This window comes from Thalassospira marina, assembly GCF_002844375.1.
GTDB lineage: Bacteria > Pseudomonadota > Alphaproteobacteria > Rhodospirillales > Thalassospiraceae > Thalassospira > Thalassospira marina.
This window is the reverse complement of the sequence record NZ_CP024199.1, coordinates 1,670,455-1,687,846: the sequence shown is the minus strand read 5'-3', so window position 1 is coordinate 1,687,846 and position 17,392 is coordinate 1,670,455. Positions and strand designations below refer to the sequence as shown.

Below are 17,392 nucleotides of genomic sequence, written 5' to 3'. Positions count from 1 at the left end.
TTCTGCGAAAAAAGCGACCTCTTGGTGAAAAAAATTGCGCGCCACCCGGCTAAATCCTGGTGGCGCGCCGTACAATTCGAAGGATGTACCTTTTTTACGCTCAATAATCCATAAAGATTTCGACGCGGCGATTTCCGGCTTCACCGGCCGGAACCCCTTCAAAATAGCGGGGATCAGACGCCCCTTCGGCCGAAACATAAATGGTATCAGGGTTAACACCTAGGGCCAGCAACTGGTTGATCACGGCCGAGGCACGACGTTCGGAAATCATCCGGTTGGTTTTTTCATGTTCCTGGATCGACATGTTTTCGGTGCGGGCCGATGCATGGCCGATCACCATCACATGGGCCGTGCCGCGTTTTTTCCAGGCAATTGCCACTTTGCGCAACACACCAACATCAACCGACGAAAGCTTGGCCGAACCATAGGCAAACTGGATTTGCGCGACCTGCGGTTTGTCCTTGGCTTCGGGCAACTGGGCAATCGCCCTCACACCCAGGCGCGATGCCAGCAATTCGTCGGGCGTTTCACCCACACTCCCGTCAGCCAAACCATCTCCACCCACAACCGGTGCCGGTGGCACGCCATCCTGAAGCTGGCTTTCATCAACCTTGACCGACCCGTTATCGGTATACATCGAATAATCGAAATCACCGCCCTGGTCCTTGCCCCCGGCAGATGGCATCGGTTCCTTGTCAAACTGCCCCTGCCCTTCGGCAAGGCGACGTTTATACTGCGTCATCACCGGGTCTTCATCGGGTACGGTTGCTTCTGGCGCATTTGAAGACTGGGTTTTGTCCGGCACAGGCGGTTCTGCCTGCAATTTTTTCGGGCTCAGGTTCGGTGCGGCGGGAATGGGCGGTGCATCCTGCAAGGTTGCATTGCTTTGCGCCTTGGCAGCCTGTTCAGCCTTGGTTTCGGCAGACGGGACAGGTGCTGGGGCCGGTTCTTCGGCCTTCAGGTTTGGGGCAGCGGGGATTGCTGCGGGTTTGGGTGCCGGGGCCGGGTTCTTGGCAGCCTTGGCGTTCCATTCATCAACAATGCGCGACCCGGTCGAAGACGGATCAGACTTTGCAATGGGGGTGACTTTCAAATCTGCCGGTTTGGGCTCGGGCATGGCAGCGGCAGGTTCGGGCAGCTTTTCGGGCGCCTTGGGGGCTGCCGCTGCTGTTGCTGTCGTGGTTGCCGTTGAGGCAGCTGATGCGGTTTTTGCCGGCTCCATGGCCTCGGCCGGGGTGGCATTTGCCGGTGCAGGCGCACCTGCCGGGGCGGCAAGCGGGTTTACCGCAACATGTTCAACGTGGCCGGTTGTTGTGGTGTAACGGGCATTTGCGCGATCCGCGGCAAGCCCGGCCAGCAATGTTTCACGTTCGGCATCGCCGGTCACAACCGGACGGCTGGGTGTATCGGCAAGGCGCGGATAATCCTTTTCCTGGCCGGGAATCGGCTGTTCTGATTTTTCCGGCCCCTCCTGCCCGGAAAAAGCATCGCCAATACTTTTGCCCCATTCGACGGGATTGATGGCATCAGGCACCGACGAACAGGCCCCCAGCATCAAGATCACGGCCAATGCTGACCCTGTTTTAAGAAGGCCGCGCAAGCCCGGCTGTTTATGCCCGGCGCGCAAAGTCCGTTTCGAGACACCCATTGATATTCTTAGCTCCAAAATTGAAAAACCACGTGCAACTGATCTGCGACAAACACGTCATCTTATATTTCTTGTATCATCCCCTCGTGGCACGTTAGGCTGCGAAAGTCTAAGGATATGATAAGCTTGGGATCAAGCAGTGTTTCAACCTACGTGCCGATTATGACGGGCGATATCATAAAGGAAGGCGCCATGACCGATCAACAGGCCAGCGAAACCGGAAATTCACATCCCGACCCCGAACAGCTTTCGGCAACGATGGCCGAAATTGCCGAAAGGAGCCAGCGTCTTGTTGCGGATTTTCTGGCACGCCAGGCTGATGACCCTGAAATCGCCGATCCGGACCCGTTAAATATCGGTTCTGCCTTCATGGAACTGTGCACGCATATGATGCAAAACCCGACCAAACTGGTCGAGGCACAGATGCAGCTTTGGCAGAATTACATGCAGTTGTGGCAGAATACCACGCTTCGCATGCTGGGCCAGGACGCCGAACCGCTGGTTACCCCGGAAAAGGGCGACCGCCGTTTTCGCGATGAAGCGTGGCAGGACAACGAAGTTTTCGATTACATCAAACAGTCCTATCTGCTGTCTTCGCAGTGGATTCAGGGTTTGGTGCATGATGTGGACGGGCTTGATGAAAAGACCGCCCAGAAGGTGGATTTTTATACCCGCCAGTTCGTTGATGCCATTTCACCGACCAACTTTTTGATGACCAACCCGGAAGTTTTGCGCGCCACGGTCGAATCGGGCGGGGAAAACCTGATCAAGGGTTTGCAGAACCTGCTTGATGACCTTGAACGCGGCAAAGGCAAACTGCAGATCAAGATGACCGACCTTGATGCCTTCAAGGTTGGCGAAAATGTTGCGACCACGCCCGGTGCCGTTATTGGCAAAACCGACCTGATGGAATTGCTGCAATATACACCCAGCACCAAAACGGTCGCGAAACGCCCGCTGATGATTGTGCCGCCATGGATCAACAAATATTACATTCTTGATCTGCGCCCGGAAAATTCCTTCATCAAATGGGCCGTTGACCAGGGCCATACGGTGTTTGTGCTGTCCTGGGTGAACCCCGATAGCGAACTGGCAGAAAAATCATTTTCCGATTACGCCAAGGAAGGTGTTCTGGCCGCCCTTGACATGATCAAGGAAGCCACCGGCGAAGATGACGTCAATGCCATTGGCTATTGCCTTGGCGGAACGCTGCTTTCATCGGTTCTGGCCTATATGGCGAAAAAGAATGACGAGCGCATCAAATCGGCCACCTTCTTTACGACCCTGACCGATTTTGAAAAACCCGGCGAACTTTCTGTTTTTGTTGATGAAGAACAGATCGAAAGCCTGGAACACCGGATGGAAAAAGAAGGCTATCTTGATGGCCGCGACATGGCGACGTCCTTTAACATGCTGCGTGCCAATGATCTGATCTGGTCGTTCGTTGTGAACAACTACATGCTGGGCAAAGACCCCTTCCCGTTTGACCTGCTGTACTGGAATTCCGATTCCACACGCATGCCAAAGGCGATGCACAGTTTCTATTTGCGCAACATGTACCAGAAAAACCTGCTGCGCGAGCCGGGTGGCATCAGCATTCTGGGTGAACGCATCGACCTGCGTGATATCAAAATTCCGGTCTATTTCCTTTCAACGCGCGAAGACCATATCGCGCCGTGGAAGGCAACCTATGCCGGCACGCAACTGATGTCTGGCCAGGTGAAATTCGTGCTTTCGGCATCGGGCCATATTGCCGGTGTGGTAAACCCGCCAGCGGCCAACAAATATTGCCACTGGACCTATAACCGCAACCCGGCCGACCCGGACCAGTGGCTGGAAAAAGCCACCCAGCATGATGGATCATGGTGGACCGACTGGCAAAACTGGATCAGCCGTCGCAATGGCGGCCAGGTCGATGCCCGCCAGCCCGGCGATGGTGAACGCAAGGTCATCGGCCCGGCACCGGGTGCCTATGTAAAGGTTCGCCTGTAAAAAGCACCAGCTGAAAAATACAGCCAACACCACACAGAAAGCGGCAGGATTTCATAATCCTGTCGCTTTTTTTGGCATAAATTCAGAAACTGACAACATCGGAGTCCTTTCTGTTTGGCAAAGCGCACAGAAAGGGCTTTCAACATGGAACGGACAGCAGCATGAGCACAGTGATCGGTTTTCTGGGTGCGGGACGCATGGCAAGTGCCATGATCAACTGCCTGATGGATAAGGGTTTTGATATCCGGGTATGGAACCGCAGCCCCGAAAAACTGGCCGCACTGGTGGCCCGTGGTGCCACGGCCTGTGCATCCCCCGCCGAAACGGTGGAGGGCTGCGACCATGTGATTTCGTTTATGGCTGATGACACAGCATCGCGCGAGGTCTGGCTGGGCGATAATGGCGCACTTGAAGCCATTGCGCCGGGCACCATTGCCATTGAATGTTCAACCCTGTCGTACGGCTTTGTTCGCGAACTTGCCGATATCATGCAGGCGCAGAATATCCCCTATATTGACGCGCCAGTCACCGCAGTTCCCGAACAGGTTGCACGGGGTGAAACCGTATTTCTGATCGGGGCGGAACTGGCGGTGCTGGAACGTGCGCGCCCGGTACTGGAAGCGGTCGCCACCAAAATCATCCATTTTGGACCGGCAGGGTCGGGTACGGTTTATAAACTGATGAACAACCTGATCGGGGCGGTTCATATTGCCGCCGTGGCCGAGATGGTTGCCGTTGCCCAAAAGGCAGGCCTTGATAGCGAACAGGTTGCCCGTACCTTTGTTGAAGGTGCGCTTGCCAGCGGCCCGGCGCGCATGACCGTATCGGGCATGGTAAGTGGCAATCACCATGAAGGTATTCATTTTACCACCGGCCTGCGGGCCAAGGATGCCGGTTATGCCATGCAACTGGCGCAAGACCTGCAACAGGCAGTACCAGTTGGCAGCGCGGCCTGTTCCGTATTTGAACACGCGACCGAGGCCGGGCTGGGCGACTTGGCGCAAAGCGCAATTATCGAGATTTTGAGGCAAGCTCCCCGCTAAGCCCATAACTGCAAAGGCACAAAGGCCGATCACGCAAAGAAATTGGAAGCGGCAGCACCCGGATGCTGCCGCTTTGCCAATCAGACCGTAATGACGACCTTGCCACGCAGGTTATTGGCAGACCCGGCCTCAAGATAGGCGTGGGCATCGACAATGCGATCAAGCGGAAAACGTGCACCGATCACAGGCTTTACCAGACCACGTTCCAAAAGGCCGGTTAAGGCATCAAGCTTGCCCCGGTTCTGGCGGGTGAAAACGAAGTGATAGGATGCATTACGCCCCCAGGCTTCGATCAGGTTTTGCGGCTGGGCGATATCGACCAGTGTCACGATGCGGCCAAGTTGTGCAAGAACAAGCGGACTGTTGGTCAGGGTGTCACCGCCGATGGTGTCAAACACCACATCAACCCCTGCCCCGCCGGTCACGTCATTGATGACCTCGATATAATCCTGGGTCTGATAATCAATTGCCAGATCGGCCCCCAAGCCCTTTACGAAATCATGATGCCCGGAAGTTGCCGTTGTGAACACACGCGCCCCCATGGCCTTTGCCACCTGGATTGCAACCGTACCAACACCACCGGCCCCACCATGGATCAGGATCGTTTCACCCACACGCAACTGCGCGCGGGTCACAAAGGCTTCCCAAACCGTGCCACCAACCAGCGTCATGCTGGCGGCTTCTTCGTGGGTCAGATTTTTGGGTTTGCGCGCCACCAGATCAACATGGGCGACATGTTGCTCGGCATAGGAACCCTGCGGCCCGAAAATCAGTGGGGTGTAGTAAACCTCGTCCCCCACTGAAAATTCACTGACATCGCTGCCGGTTTCTTCGATCACGCCAGAAATATCATGCCCGGTAATGGCAGGTAACGGCACGTAGTCGGCATAGTCGCCACGCCGCACCTGATAATCAAGCGGGTTAACCGCCGTCGCATGAACACGCACCCGGACCTCGCGCGCACCAACGGCAGGTACTGCGACATCCCTTATTTCAAAGGCATCATAGCCGCCAAATTTGGTTAAAACAGCCGCTTTCATTGAACGTTCCATAGCTTTATCTTTCTATTTATCGAGATATTTCGATGTATTAAAACAGTCCCGTTTCAAACAAGACCACCCGCCCGCGCATTTCAAATGCCGGGTTAAACGCTATCCCTGCCTCATGGCACGGATGATGTAAGATTTGAAATTATGACCTGCCTGCCAGCTAGCATGTGCCTGGATAACACCACATTGGCACAAGCCCATTCAGGCTGATTGCGCGCCATATCCTGGCGATGGCATATGGGCAGATCGATGCCTGCATCCCCGCCAGAATTTGCGGATTACAGTGCTTTGCATCAGATTTCCTTTACCCGATTTCACTGCATGTTTTATCCTCCACTTTTCGACATATCGAGATATATCGATACAATTAATCAAAATAAAAACCTAATAGATCATCGCCTACAGGTCGTTTTTCACGGCCTCGGCAAACTGGCGGATACCATCCTCGTCCCGCTTATAATAGGTCCAGCGCCCGCGACGTGTCGCCTTGACCAGCCCGGCACGCTGCAAAAGCTCCAGATAGCTGGACGTCGTCGATTGCGAAAGGCCGATACCTTCCTGAATGCTGCTGACACAGACACCTTCGATCTCGATATCCCCTTCGTCCTGCGGCGGGAAATGCGCTGCAGGATTTTTCAGGCCGTTTAAAATGGCGACCCTGGTCGGGTTGGCAAGCGCCTTGATCACGAGATGAATGTCCATAACGATCTACATATCGCAATATCTAGATTTGTCAAGCACACGAATTACGAAAAAGCAGGCATGTTCGACAACGCAGTGCGCAGGTTTAACAAACCATCACCATCAACCACGCCCAAGTATAGGCAGATCCTTTGGCTGGCATTAACGCGGCTGCGCGCAGACCTGCACGTTTAATGGGCTTGGTATATACATGATGAAAAAAGCCGCAGAAGATCGATACCAAAACACCCGCCGAATTTTGATCCGGCGGGTGTTTAATTCGGCAAAGCGAACTTAGTTTTGTGCGGTTTTCTCGGCTTTCGCCTTTTTCGCGGCTTCTTCCTGCGCCTTCAAAAGCGGTTCATAGCGTTTGTCGGTCAGGGTTTTCAAAAATGCGACCAGTGCATTTTCGCGGCGTGTATCAAGTGCATCGCCCTTTTCCAGTTCCTTAAGCGAAATGGTATCGGCAACCTCGGGCGCACCCCATGGCTTTTTGGTTTCATTGTTGATCTGGGCGGCCTGGGAACGGCTGTTATATTTGTTATAAAACCGCACCACGGTTTTCAGATCATGAAACACGCCGTTATGCATATAGGGTGCAGTCACCGCGACATTGCGCAGCGACGGGACCTTGTATTTCCCCTTAAAGGAGGGGTCGGTAATGGCGGGGTTATCAAGCAGGCCATTATCGACAAAATCGGGGTCACGGCCATCAGCCTCGCGCTGGGCGCGGTTCTGCGGCACACCAATATTGTGATACTGGTAATTGGTGAAGGTTTCGCCCTCGGCCCCGGCCGATTTCAACTGATGGCACTGGTTGCAATTGGTGAATTGCTGGGAAAAGAACAGAACGCGGCCCAGTTCTTCATTCGGTGTCATTTTATATTCCCCGCGCAACCAGCGATCATATTTGGAATCAAAGGGTGTGAACTGGTCGGTCTTTTCAAAGGCGGCAATGGCCTGGGTCATCGCGCCAAAGGCAGCGTCATCATCATCCCAGATGTTTTCTTCAAACAGCACCTTGAAAGCCGCGACATAATCGGGGTCTTCTTTCAGGCGGGAAACAACATCATGCGCACCGCCCATGCCCATTTCAACCGGGTTTAACGGCGGGCCGCCAGCCTGTGCGGCAAGGTCCTTTGCCCGACCATCCCAGAACTGCCCACCGACAGGAATGCCATCCTTGGTGATGTGAAAATCGGGCGACAGACGGGCATAGGCCGCCATTGGCGCATTACGATCACCAAATGATGCCCCATCATCGCCCATCGAAAATGATCCATTGGCGACGGTATCGCGGGGGTCGCGAAATGCAGTTGACGGGTCATGGCAGGTTGCACAGGCCATAGTGCGGTTTTTCGACAGGTTAGTGTCGAAATAAAGCGCCTCGCCCAATTCAGACAGGGTTTTAAAGGGGACGGAACCACCTTCAACATGCACCTGGCTGTTGGCAGCACCATTATCCTGCAGCTTTGCGCTGTTATCTGCGGCAAATGCAGGATGCATCAAGGCCACATAGGCAAGCACAGCCGCCCCCGTACCCAGGGTGATGGCAGCCGCCGTAAAACGCAAAAAGCGCACAGCAACCGGGCGGGACGGCTGGATAACAGATTTATCGTGATGCATGGTGGGACTTCCAGGGACTGTATGACCGCAAATCATTCTGAATTGCTTTCTACTGCCCCTATCTGTGCCATTCCTTGACAAAGGTCAAGCCCGATCACGGAAAAAGCACCGCGCGATGCTGCCGACATCCGTAATCAAACCGTCATTGTGCGGCGGCGACGCCGCATCAGGGGCATAAGCTGCACACCAATAATGGCAACCAGAATCATACCACACCCGGCATATTCGACGGGTTTCAGGCGTTCATCAAGGAACACGGCCCCGGCGATGGCGGCAAATACGGCTTCGGCGCTCATGATAATGGCGGCATCGGCGGCGGGGGTGTGGTTTTGCGCCACGCATTGCAGGGTAAAGGCCAGCCCAGCAGACATGATCCCGGCATACAGAATTTCAAATCCGGCGCCATAAACGGATTGCAGGCTGAAATCCTCGGTCATCATGCCCACCACCATGCCAAGAATGCCGGTGACGAAAAACTGCACGGCAGCAACGGTTAGCGGCGCGCGGGTACGCTGCGCCATAATGCCCACCAGCACCACCTGGGTTGCCCAGAAAAAAGCACTGCCCAGCACCCAGAAATCACCTGTGCCAAGACCGGCCAGGTCTCCGCCGCTTAGCATATAGGTGCCCAAAACGCACAAAACCCCACCTGGCCAAACCGCCCAATGCGGCACAATCCGAAATACCAGCAGCGCCAGAATGGGCACAGTTGGCACATAAAACGCCGTCAGGAACGCAGCATTGGTAACCGTGGTGCCAATGATGCCGATTTGCTGCAGGATGGATGCCAGAAACATGGCAACGCCGGTGGCCAGCAAACCAATTTTGTCGCGGCGGGAAAAACGGTAACCGGCAAGGTGAAGGCGGGAAACCTCGCGCAATGCAAACGGCAACACCGCCAGCGTGCCCAGCAAAAAGCGGATACCGGTAAAATAAAACGGACCGATACTATCCATGCCGGTTTGCTGCACAACAAAGGTTGTACCCCAGATCAGAGCAACAAAAAGGATAACGCCATTGGCCTGCCAGCGAGACATGGTTTCGTTCCGGTCCCTAATGCGATCAAAAACCGCGATTTTTTAAAATTGTATAATATATAAAACGTGATAGCGCAGTCGTTCTGCTTTCGCAAGCCGCCCCGTAACACAACCACGGATAAACCGCCAAAAGCAAAACGATATCCTTCCGGACTGGAAAGATATCGCTTTGTTGAATTGGTATCGTTTTCTTATGGATCAGGCATTTTCATCTGGCAATGAAACAATCGCCCGGCCAGATGCGATATCGGTTCTGTATTCAGTAGCAAGATCGGCGTAACGATCGGCTGAAACCTTGAAAAACTCGATTTCTTCCTGCGCAAGATCACGCACCTTACGCGCCGGGATACCAGCCCATAATTCACCAGCGGGAATACGTTTGCCCGGCGCCAGAAGCGCCCCCGCCCCCAGCATCGCACCCTGTTCGATCACGCAGCCATCCATAACGGTAGCACCCATGCCAACAAAGCTGCGGTCTTCAAGCGTGCAGGCATGAATAACAGCAGAATGCCCGATGGTAACATCGTCGCCGATATAGGTGCCAAATTTGCCCTTGGCGACATGCACCATCGTCAGGTCCTGAATATTGGTGCGCGACCCGATGCGAATTTCGTGCACATCCCCCCGAATAACACAGCCGAACCAGATGCCGGTTTCCGGGCCAATTTCAACATCGCCAATAACGGTGGCATTGGGGGCGATAAAGGCCGTTTCATCAATTTGGGGCACGGCATCGCGGTATTTCAGGATGGTTGGCATGGTCAGTAAAGTCCCTATGGGTTGGGAAAAGGATTTTGCCAAGCTTAACCGCTTCGCCGCGCCAAGGAAACATTCAGCATGGTGCGGCGCGCAGCATTCGGACTGCGCCCAACCAATGCCGCCCGCATGAAATGCCCTATCGGGCCACAGGGCGGGAAAACCGTTTGGCACCGAACACACAGACAATAACCGCCATCGTTACCATGACCATGGTCGGATCAACCGTTTCCGACAAAATGACCGCCGCCAGCACCATACCGAAAAATGGTTGCAGCAATTGCAACTGCCCGACTGCACCGATACCCCCCAGCGCCAACCCCCGATACCACAACAAAAAGCCGACAAGACTGCTGAAAATTGCGACATAACCCAGCGACCACCAGGACGCCACACCGATATGGGACCAGTCCGCCGGCAGGGTTACAAACAACAAGGCCAGCATAAGAGGCAGTGCCACCACCAGCGCCCAGCAGATCACCTGCCAACCACCCATCCGTCGTGAAAGGGTCGCACCTTCGGCATAGCCAAGGCCGCAAACCACAATGGCGGCAAGCATCAGCAAATCGCCCTTTAACGCGCCATGCAGCCCGTTGCGCAAGGCATAACCACAAATAAGCGCACTGCCCAAACCGCTAAACAGCCAAAAAATCGGGTGCAACCGTTCGCCACCGCGCAGCACGCCGAAAATGGCGGTTGAAAGGGGTAACAACCCGATAAAAACCAGCGAATGCGCCGAGGTAACATATTGCAATGCCAATGCCGTTAGCAGCGGGAAACCAAACACCGTACCCAGTGACACAATCAGCAGGGATTGAAAATCACGCCGGTCTGGCAGGGATTGGCGGGTAACAATTAACAGGACCAAAGCAACACTGGCCGCAAGAACCGCACGGGCAACCGTCAGGAAGACCGGGTCAAACCCCGCCATCGCCAAACGGGTTGCTGGCAACGACCCACTGAAAACCAGCATGCCCAAAAACCCGAAAATCCAGCCCTGTGTTGTGCGATTCATAGCGAACTCCTTTAGCGTAATCACAAAAGCAGCAATCGCTTGCCCCAAGGAATTACGCCAGACATAATACCAATACAATTTAGACAAACTGTATTGGTATTATTGGAAGTACAGATGCCACATCCACCCGCACAGCAGCCCATTTCCGCCAATACCGACACGCTGGTAATGCAGGTGATGGGCCACATCCGCGACCGCATTGCCAACCGCAGCCTTGTTGCCGGGGCGCGCATTCCTTCCATTCGGCAAAGCGCGGAAAAAATGGGTGTGTCAAAATCAACGGTGGTAGATGCCTATGACCGGTTGGTGGCGGAAGGGACGATCCTGTCGCGTCGGGGATCGGGCTTTTTCGTTGCCGGGCAAACGCCCCCTTTATCAATTGCGCAAATCGCCCCCAGCCTTGATCGCGCGATTGACCCATTTTGGGTCTCGCGACAATCGCTGAGCACCGATGATACGGTTTTAAAACCTGGTTGTGGCTGGCTTCCACCCGACTGGCTGCCAAACGAGGCCCTTCGCCGCGCCCTGCGCCAGATTGCCCGTGGCCCGGACAAAACCATGACGGATTACGCAACCCCGCTTGGATCGCTGGCCTTGCGCGAGTATCTGGCGCGGCGCATGGGCGAACACGGCATTACCCCACCAACCGGTCAGATCATGCTAACGGAATCAGGTACACAGGCGATTGATCTGTTATGCCGTTTGCTGATTGAACCAGGCGATACGGTTTTTGTCGATGATCCGTGTTATTTCAATTTTCATGCCCTGTTGCATGCCCACCGCGCCAATATTATTGCCATTCCGTATTTGGCCGATGGCCCCGACATGGATGCCTTCGCCCGGGCGGCAGAGGAAAACCGCCCGCGCCTTTATGTCACCAATTCCGGCCTGCACAACCCGACAGGCGCCAGCCTTTCGCCGGTAAAGGCGCACAGGGTGCTGAAGGTTTGTGAAAAGCACGGTATTACAATTATCGAAGACGATATTTTTGCCGATTTTGAAACCACCCCTGCCCCGCGGCTAGCCGCGTTTGACGGGCTGGAAAATGTTGTTCATATCGGCAGTTTTTCCAAAACACTTTCAGCATCTGTGCGCTGCGGATATGTCGCCACACGGGCGGACTGGATCGACAAGCTGCTGGATCTTAAAATTGCGACCAGCTTTGGTGGCGGCAATCTGTCATCGGCGATCATATTGTCGGTTTTACGCGATGGGTCCTATCGCAAACACATGGAGCATGTGCGGCAACGCCTCGCGCGTGCCATGACGGACTGCGCCACCCAATTGGGCGTACTGGGCATCAAACCGCTGGCACCGCCCGGTGCTGGCATATTTTTATGGACCCGCCTGCCCCATAACATGGATGCCGCAGCACTGGCCCATGCCGGGTTGAAACACAATATCATCCTGGCACCGGGCAATGTTTTCAGCCTGTCAAAAACAGCGGGCGACCTTATGCGCTTTAACGTGGCACAATCGCTTGACCCACGATTAATGGCGTTTTTGAAAATGGAAATTGATGCGGCGGCGAAAGGCAGTTGACGCAAACCCGCATCAGAGCACTGAACCCTGATTGTCGTTGTTTACAGGCCAAACACAAAAAAGCGCGCCAGACATATGCCCGGCGCGCTTTGATTTTTATCGTGGGAAATTCCGTATCCCGATTAAGCCCGATCAGGGGAATAACGGTTCGATTTCCAGACCCATGGTTTCGGGCAGGCCCATCATGACATTCATGTTCTGAACTGCCTGGCCCGATGCACCTTTTACAAGGTTGTCTTCAACACCGATGATGATGACACGGCCCGGCACCCGGTCCTTGACCACACCAAACAGCACATAGTTGGAACCACGTACATGGCGTGTTTGCGGTGTTGCCCCAAAGGGCAGAACACGCACAAACGGCTCATCGGCGAAACGTTTGGCCAGTGCTTCGTGAATCTGTTCAGCCGTGACGCCATCTGCCAGTTTCACATAAATGCTTTCAAGGATGCCACGGCTCATGGGCATCAGATGCGGCGAGAAATTGACGATAACATCATCGCCCGCTGCCCAGGACAGGCCCTGTTCAATTTCAGGGGCATGGCGATGGGCACCAGTGCCATAGGCATGAATACCTTCGGTGACCTCGGCATAAAGCAGGCCTTCCTTGGGGGAACGGCCAGCGCCGGTGGCACCGGATTTGGCATCAACGATAATGTCTTCGGACAGGATCAGTTTCTGTTCAAGAAGCGGCGTCAGGCTTAGCTGCACCGGGGTCGGATAACAGCCGGGATTGGCCACCACACGCGCCTTGGCGATTTTTTCGCGGTGCAGTTCCGTCAGGCCATAGACCACTTCTTTCTGCAAATCCTGTGCGGCATGTTCGGCACCGTACCATTCCTTGTAGGTGGCCGGGTCAAACAACCGGAAATCAGCCGACAAATCAACAACCTTGATATGGCCCGGCAGACCGGCAATGACTTCCTGCGTGGTGCCATGCGGCAGCGCACAGAAAATGACGTCAACGTTGCTCCAGTCGGCTTCGTCGATCCGGATCATGGTGGGCAGATTCAAATGGGCCAGGTGGGGAAACACCTCGCCAAAGGGACGCCCGGCGCGTCGGTCTGCGGTCAACAGGACAATTTCGGCAGCGGCATGGTGCGCAAGAATGCGAACCAGTTCCGCGCCGGTGTATCCGCTGGCACCGAGAATTCCGACTTTGACCTTGACGTCGCTCATTTCAAATCTTGCTCCTTAATTGCAAAATGACGTTTGAATACCGCCGGATGTTGTCAAACATGCCCGTGCGATGCAAGACATTCCGCCCGCCAATTTCCCGGGCATCCCATGCAATATATGCATATACCCACTACCACGTGCACTCGCCCCCGGCGAAAGGCAATGGCGTTAAGGGTTATGCGGGCGCAGGGCCGCCGCCGGGCAGGCCCGTTTTTCTGCCGGGTGGGCGGTGACAAACCGTTTGATTGCTTCATAGCCCGTTACCGGCATCACCGGATAGGCAGGTACGTAGCGGTCATCCGCCAGGCCAAACGAACTGGCCCGCAAACCAGAGCGTTTTTGCCAGATGCGCCGATGCGCATCAGACAGGTCAACATCGGGATCATCGATCAGAAAAATCGCATCGCGCGCCAGCCGGTCATTATATTTGTGGCTGGACGGCAGCCATGCCGCCAATTGGCGGCGCAACTGGCCGGGCGACGGCACCTTTTTGGTGCGCGTGGCAAAATACTGCATTTTTTCAATCAGCGGCGCAAGGTCACCAGGTGGGGCCCCGCCATGGGTGGCGCGGTCAATGAAAAATGCCACGTCAATTTCCGTTGGGTCCCGGTTTATAACCGGCTTCAGGGCCTTGTAAATCCTGAAAAACCGCTGCACCTTGCCGCCATCGGCATTGGCGGCCTCATAAACCATGCGATAGGCTTCCTGCACTTCATGCAGGGCCCCGTAACGGGCAAATCGCTGGCGCAGATCATTGCGGCGCTGCGGGTTTGCCCATGCGGCACATAAAATGGTTTCTACACTGTCATCATCGCCCAGAACCACACGGCGCATGGTGTCTGCCTCGGGACCAAACACTGTTTGAAGCAGGCCGGGATGGGCCTTTTCCGCTAGCACGATAATCTGCTGTACCTCTGCACCATGACCAGCCGTGGCCCCACGTGGCCCCCATGTCAAATAGGATGCCTTGTCGTTGGAATAACAATAAGGGTCGCCTTCGATAAATTTTTTGCCGCTTGATGGATTGCGCGACTGGCAGAAATTGAATTCCACCCGGTCAAAATCCGTACCTTCAAGGGCGAAGGTCAACTGGTTGGCTCGTTCAATCGCATCAGGAAACGGCATGGTATCAGGCATCAGGGACTGCCAGATGCCAATGGTAATCGCGCCATTGCGTTCGGGCGAATTGGCCCCGTTTCCGGTCCGGCCATATGTCGCAAGGTCAGGCCGACAGGTGATATAATCTTTAACCGCCTGAAGGGTATTGGCCCCGATGGCACCATCTGGCGTGCCATAGCTTGCCGGGGTCTTTTTACGGCACTGGGCAGCCGCCTGAAACAGACGTTCCTGAAAAACCGACACGATGCTGAATTTGCCGACTGCCAGCGCCCGCCCGTCATATTCATAAAGAACCTGATGCGGGTCAGCCGCATGCGCCTTTGTTCCTGCCAGAACAAATATCGACGCACAGACACCAAAAACGGCAAATTTGCGGGCAAAAGTAATCGTCGGCCTCCTGAGCATATGAAAATCCATATCTCTGATACGGCACAATCATGTCAAAGAGATAGCAAGCCTGCAAATATCGGCAATATCAAACTGCACCGGATTATGAACAGCAACACCATTGATACAGGCACACACCAAACCCGGGCTTATTGTGGCAAAGTCAATACCGCCTGAAAGCCATCTTTGCGCCCCGGACAGGGCGAGGCATAAGCAAAGCTACCCCCTGCCTGATCAATCAAAGCTGCAACGATCGAAAGGCCCAAACCGGAACTTTCCGGGCTGTTACCATGGCGGGCAAACCGGCGGGTAATTTTCGCCAGCACATTTTGCGGCAGGGCCGCACAGGCATTTTCAACAATCAATCGGCCAGGACCATCAACCAGCACCTGTACCGGTGTATCAACATCGCCATGCACCAGGGCATTTTCCAAAAGGTTGCCCACACAAATACCAAAGGCATCAGGGTCCATCGGCGCACGCAGGGCTGCACCCTGCCTATGCAGGGAAATGGTGTTTTTAAAACGCCCGCTGCGATGGATATCTTCGATCAGCATATCAATGATTGGATCAAGTTCCTGAACTTCATCCGTTTTGCCAAGGCCCGCCTCGGCGCGGGACCATTGCAACAGTTTTTCTGACAGGCGGCGCAACCGGCCCAGCGATTTTTCAATCAAACGGGCACGTTCGCGATGCGGGCTTTCGGCGGGCAGTTCGGTCAGCAATTGCTGGGTTTGCGCCAGCATGCTGGCAATCGGGGTGCGAAGCTCGTGCGCACTGTTTGAGGCAAAGGCCCGTTCGGCGCTGATTGCAGCGCGCAGGCGGTCCAGCAGCAAATTCACATCCTGGCCCATAGCCGCCAGTTCGCTGGGCAAATCATCAATGGCGATGGCTTCCATATTGCCCGCCCCACGCCGATCCAGGTCCTGTCGGAAACGATAAATCGGGCGCATGCCGCCCCGCACGCTAAACCAGATCGCAACCAGCAAAGCCGGCACCAGCACAAATAGCGGCAATAAAACCGCCAGCGCACTTTCAAAGGTTGCTTCGCGGCGATGGGCCAAGGGTTCGGCCACCTGCATGAAAAGGCTGCCGCCCACCGTGGGTTCGGAATAATAGCGGAAGGTTTCATCTTCCCAGAACCCTGCCATCAAAGGCGCGGTAAAAGGCGTTTCCAATGCATTGTCCGAGCGCAGCAAAACCCGGCCCGATGCATCACGGATCTGATAGATGATATATTCTTCAGGGTCTTCTTCGCCGTCCACATCGTGATTGACAGGAAGCGATGTGCGGGCGGGAATATGGGTGGTTTTGGCGTTGGACGGGCGGTCCATCAAAAATTCAACTGCCAGCGGCAGATTGCCCTGCACGGTTTCACGAAGGCCGCTATCGAATGATTCCGTCAGTTCATCATGAATGACAAAAGCCGCCAAACCGGCCGCAATGGCCCAGCACAAACTGACCCATATGACAACGCGGATCATGATACCGGCCGTCAGGCTTTTGAAAAAACCGCCAAACATGCGTCTTTATCCCTCCAGCCGATATCCAACACCGCGCAGGGTGCGGATCAGATCGCTGCCAATTTTTTTGCGCAGGCGGCTAACATAAACTTCGACCGTGTTGCTTTCAATTTCCGCGCCGAATTCGTAAAGGGAATCTTCAAGCTGGCGTTTGGAAAGGGTGGCACCCGGTTTATGGGCAAACTGGTCCAAAAGCGCCCATTCACGCCCGGTCAGCTCAACTGATTTTCCGGCAACAAAAACCAGTTTGCGGGCAAGGTCAATTTCAACATCACCGATTTGCAGGATCGGGTTGGGATTGCCGGTATATCGCCGGGCAACCGCGGCCAAACGCGCCACCATCTCCCCCAGATCAAACGGCTTTACCAGATAATCATCCGCCCCGGCATTTAGCCCGGCGATACGGTCCGAAATTTTGTCCTGCGCGGTCAGGATGATGCAGGGCGTTACATCGCCGCGCTGGCGCAGGGCACGCAACATGGCAACACCATTGCCATCCGGCAGGTTGATATCAAGCAGGATCACGTCATAACACGTTGATTTCAGGGCGACTTCGGCATCCGTCAGGTTTTCCACCCAATCCGGGGCATAACCTTCCGACACCAGATGATCGCGCAATGCGCTTCCCAATGTCTGCTCATCTTCGATTAACAGAAGTCTCATTCCCCACCTCGGTCGTTTATGCCCGCCTTATCTAGCCTTTGAAACTGACAGTTTGCTGAATGGATGTCGGGCGCGTTCAGCCTGCTGTCAGCAAAGGGTGGCACCTTCCTGCCCAGAGAGTTTTTCACATTC

14 protein-coding genes are annotated in these 17,392 nt (G+C 54.8%); 3 read left to right on the top strand and 11 right to left on the bottom strand.

Annotated features, from left to right (window positions below; translation table 11 throughout):
* Positions 1 to 100: 100 nt before the first annotated feature.
* A complete protein-coding gene (locus CSC3H3_RS07660) occupies positions 101 to 1,648 on the bottom strand; it encodes an OmpA family protein (RefSeq protein ID WP_157831858.1) in 1,548 nt (515 codons plus the stop codon).
* 192 nt (positions 1,649 to 1,840) lie between these two features.
* Here CSC3H3_RS07660 and CSC3H3_RS07655 point away from each other — a divergent pair, with 192 nt between their 5' ends.
* A complete protein-coding gene (locus CSC3H3_RS07655) occupies positions 1,841 to 3,640 on the top strand; it encodes a PHA/PHB synthase family protein (RefSeq protein ID WP_101286147.1) in 1,800 nt (599 codons plus the stop codon).
* A 161-nt stretch (positions 3,641 to 3,801) separates the two neighbouring features.
* A complete protein-coding gene (locus tag CSC3H3_RS07650; protein ID WP_101284474.1) occupies positions 3,802 to 4,683 on the top strand; it encodes an NAD(P)-dependent oxidoreductase in 882 nt (293 codons plus the stop codon).
* A gap of 80 nt (positions 4,684 to 4,763) precedes the next feature.
* Here the strand turns inward: CSC3H3_RS07650 and CSC3H3_RS07645 are convergent, their stop codons facing one another.
* From CSC3H3_RS07645 to CSC3H3_RS07620, 6 genes are all read right to left on the bottom strand, one after another.
* Positions 4,764 to 5,735: a zinc-dependent alcohol dehydrogenase family protein gene (locus tag CSC3H3_RS07645; RefSeq protein ID WP_101284473.1), complete on the bottom strand. Its 972-nt coding sequence runs from the start codon at positions 5,733 to 5,735 to the stop codon at positions 4,764 to 4,766.
* Between the two features lie 396 nt (positions 5,736 to 6,131).
* Positions 6,132 to 6,434, bottom strand: coding sequence for an ArsR/SmtB family transcription factor (locus CSC3H3_RS07640; RefSeq protein ID WP_101267731.1), 303 nt, complete (start codon positions 6,432 to 6,434; stop codon positions 6,132 to 6,134).
* A gap of 273 nt (positions 6,435 to 6,707) precedes the next feature.
* Positions 6,708 to 8,039, bottom strand: coding sequence for a cytochrome-c peroxidase (locus tag CSC3H3_RS07635; protein ID WP_245881326.1), 1,332 nt, complete (start codon positions 8,037 to 8,039; stop codon positions 6,708 to 6,710).
* Between the two features lie 134 nt (positions 8,040 to 8,173).
* Positions 8,174 to 9,076: a DMT family transporter gene (locus tag CSC3H3_RS07630; protein ID WP_101284472.1), complete on the bottom strand. Its 903-nt coding sequence runs from the start codon at positions 9,074 to 9,076 to the stop codon at positions 8,174 to 8,176.
* Positions 9,077 to 9,274: 198 nt separating this feature from the next.
* Positions 9,275 to 9,835: a gamma carbonic anhydrase family protein gene (locus CSC3H3_RS07625; protein ID WP_101284471.1), complete on the bottom strand. Its 561-nt coding sequence runs from the start codon at positions 9,833 to 9,835 to the stop codon at positions 9,275 to 9,277.
* Positions 9,836 to 9,971: 136 nt separating this feature from the next.
* Positions 9,972 to 10,847 (bottom strand): DMT family transporter, encoded by an 876-nt coding sequence (locus CSC3H3_RS07620; protein ID WP_101284470.1) that lies wholly within the window; start codon positions 10,845 to 10,847, stop codon positions 9,972 to 9,974.
* A gap of 114 nt (positions 10,848 to 10,961) precedes the next feature.
* Between CSC3H3_RS07620 and CSC3H3_RS07615 the strand changes: the two genes are divergently transcribed.
* Positions 10,962 to 12,389 (top strand): aminotransferase-like domain-containing protein, encoded by a 1,428-nt coding sequence (locus CSC3H3_RS07615; protein WP_101284469.1) that lies wholly within the window; start codon positions 10,962 to 10,964, stop codon positions 12,387 to 12,389.
* A gap of 132 nt (positions 12,390 to 12,521) precedes the next feature.
* Here CSC3H3_RS07615 and argC read toward each other — a convergent pair whose 3' ends face one another.
* The 4 genes from argC to CSC3H3_RS07595 form a co-directional block, all read right to left on the bottom strand.
* Positions 12,522 to 13,568 carry an N-acetyl-gamma-glutamyl-phosphate reductase gene (gene argC / locus CSC3H3_RS07610; protein ID WP_101267742.1) on the bottom strand — a complete coding sequence of 349 codons (1,047 nt, stop codon included), beginning with the start codon at positions 13,566 to 13,568 and terminating at the stop codon, positions 12,522 to 12,524.
* 168 nt (positions 13,569 to 13,736) lie between these two features.
* Entirely contained in the window at positions 13,737 to 15,092 is a 1,356-nt protein-coding gene (locus CSC3H3_RS07605) for a hypothetical protein (RefSeq protein ID WP_101284468.1), read from the bottom strand.
* Between the two features lie 131 nt (positions 15,093 to 15,223).
* A complete protein-coding gene (locus CSC3H3_RS07600; protein ID WP_101284467.1) occupies positions 15,224 to 16,597 on the bottom strand; it encodes a sensor histidine kinase in 1,374 nt (457 codons plus the stop codon).
* 6 nt (positions 16,598 to 16,603) lie between these two features.
* Positions 16,604 to 17,260: a response regulator gene (locus CSC3H3_RS07595; protein ID WP_101267747.1), complete on the bottom strand. Its 657-nt coding sequence runs from the start codon at positions 17,258 to 17,260 to the stop codon at positions 16,604 to 16,606.
* Positions 17,261 to 17,392 lie beyond the last annotated feature (132 nt).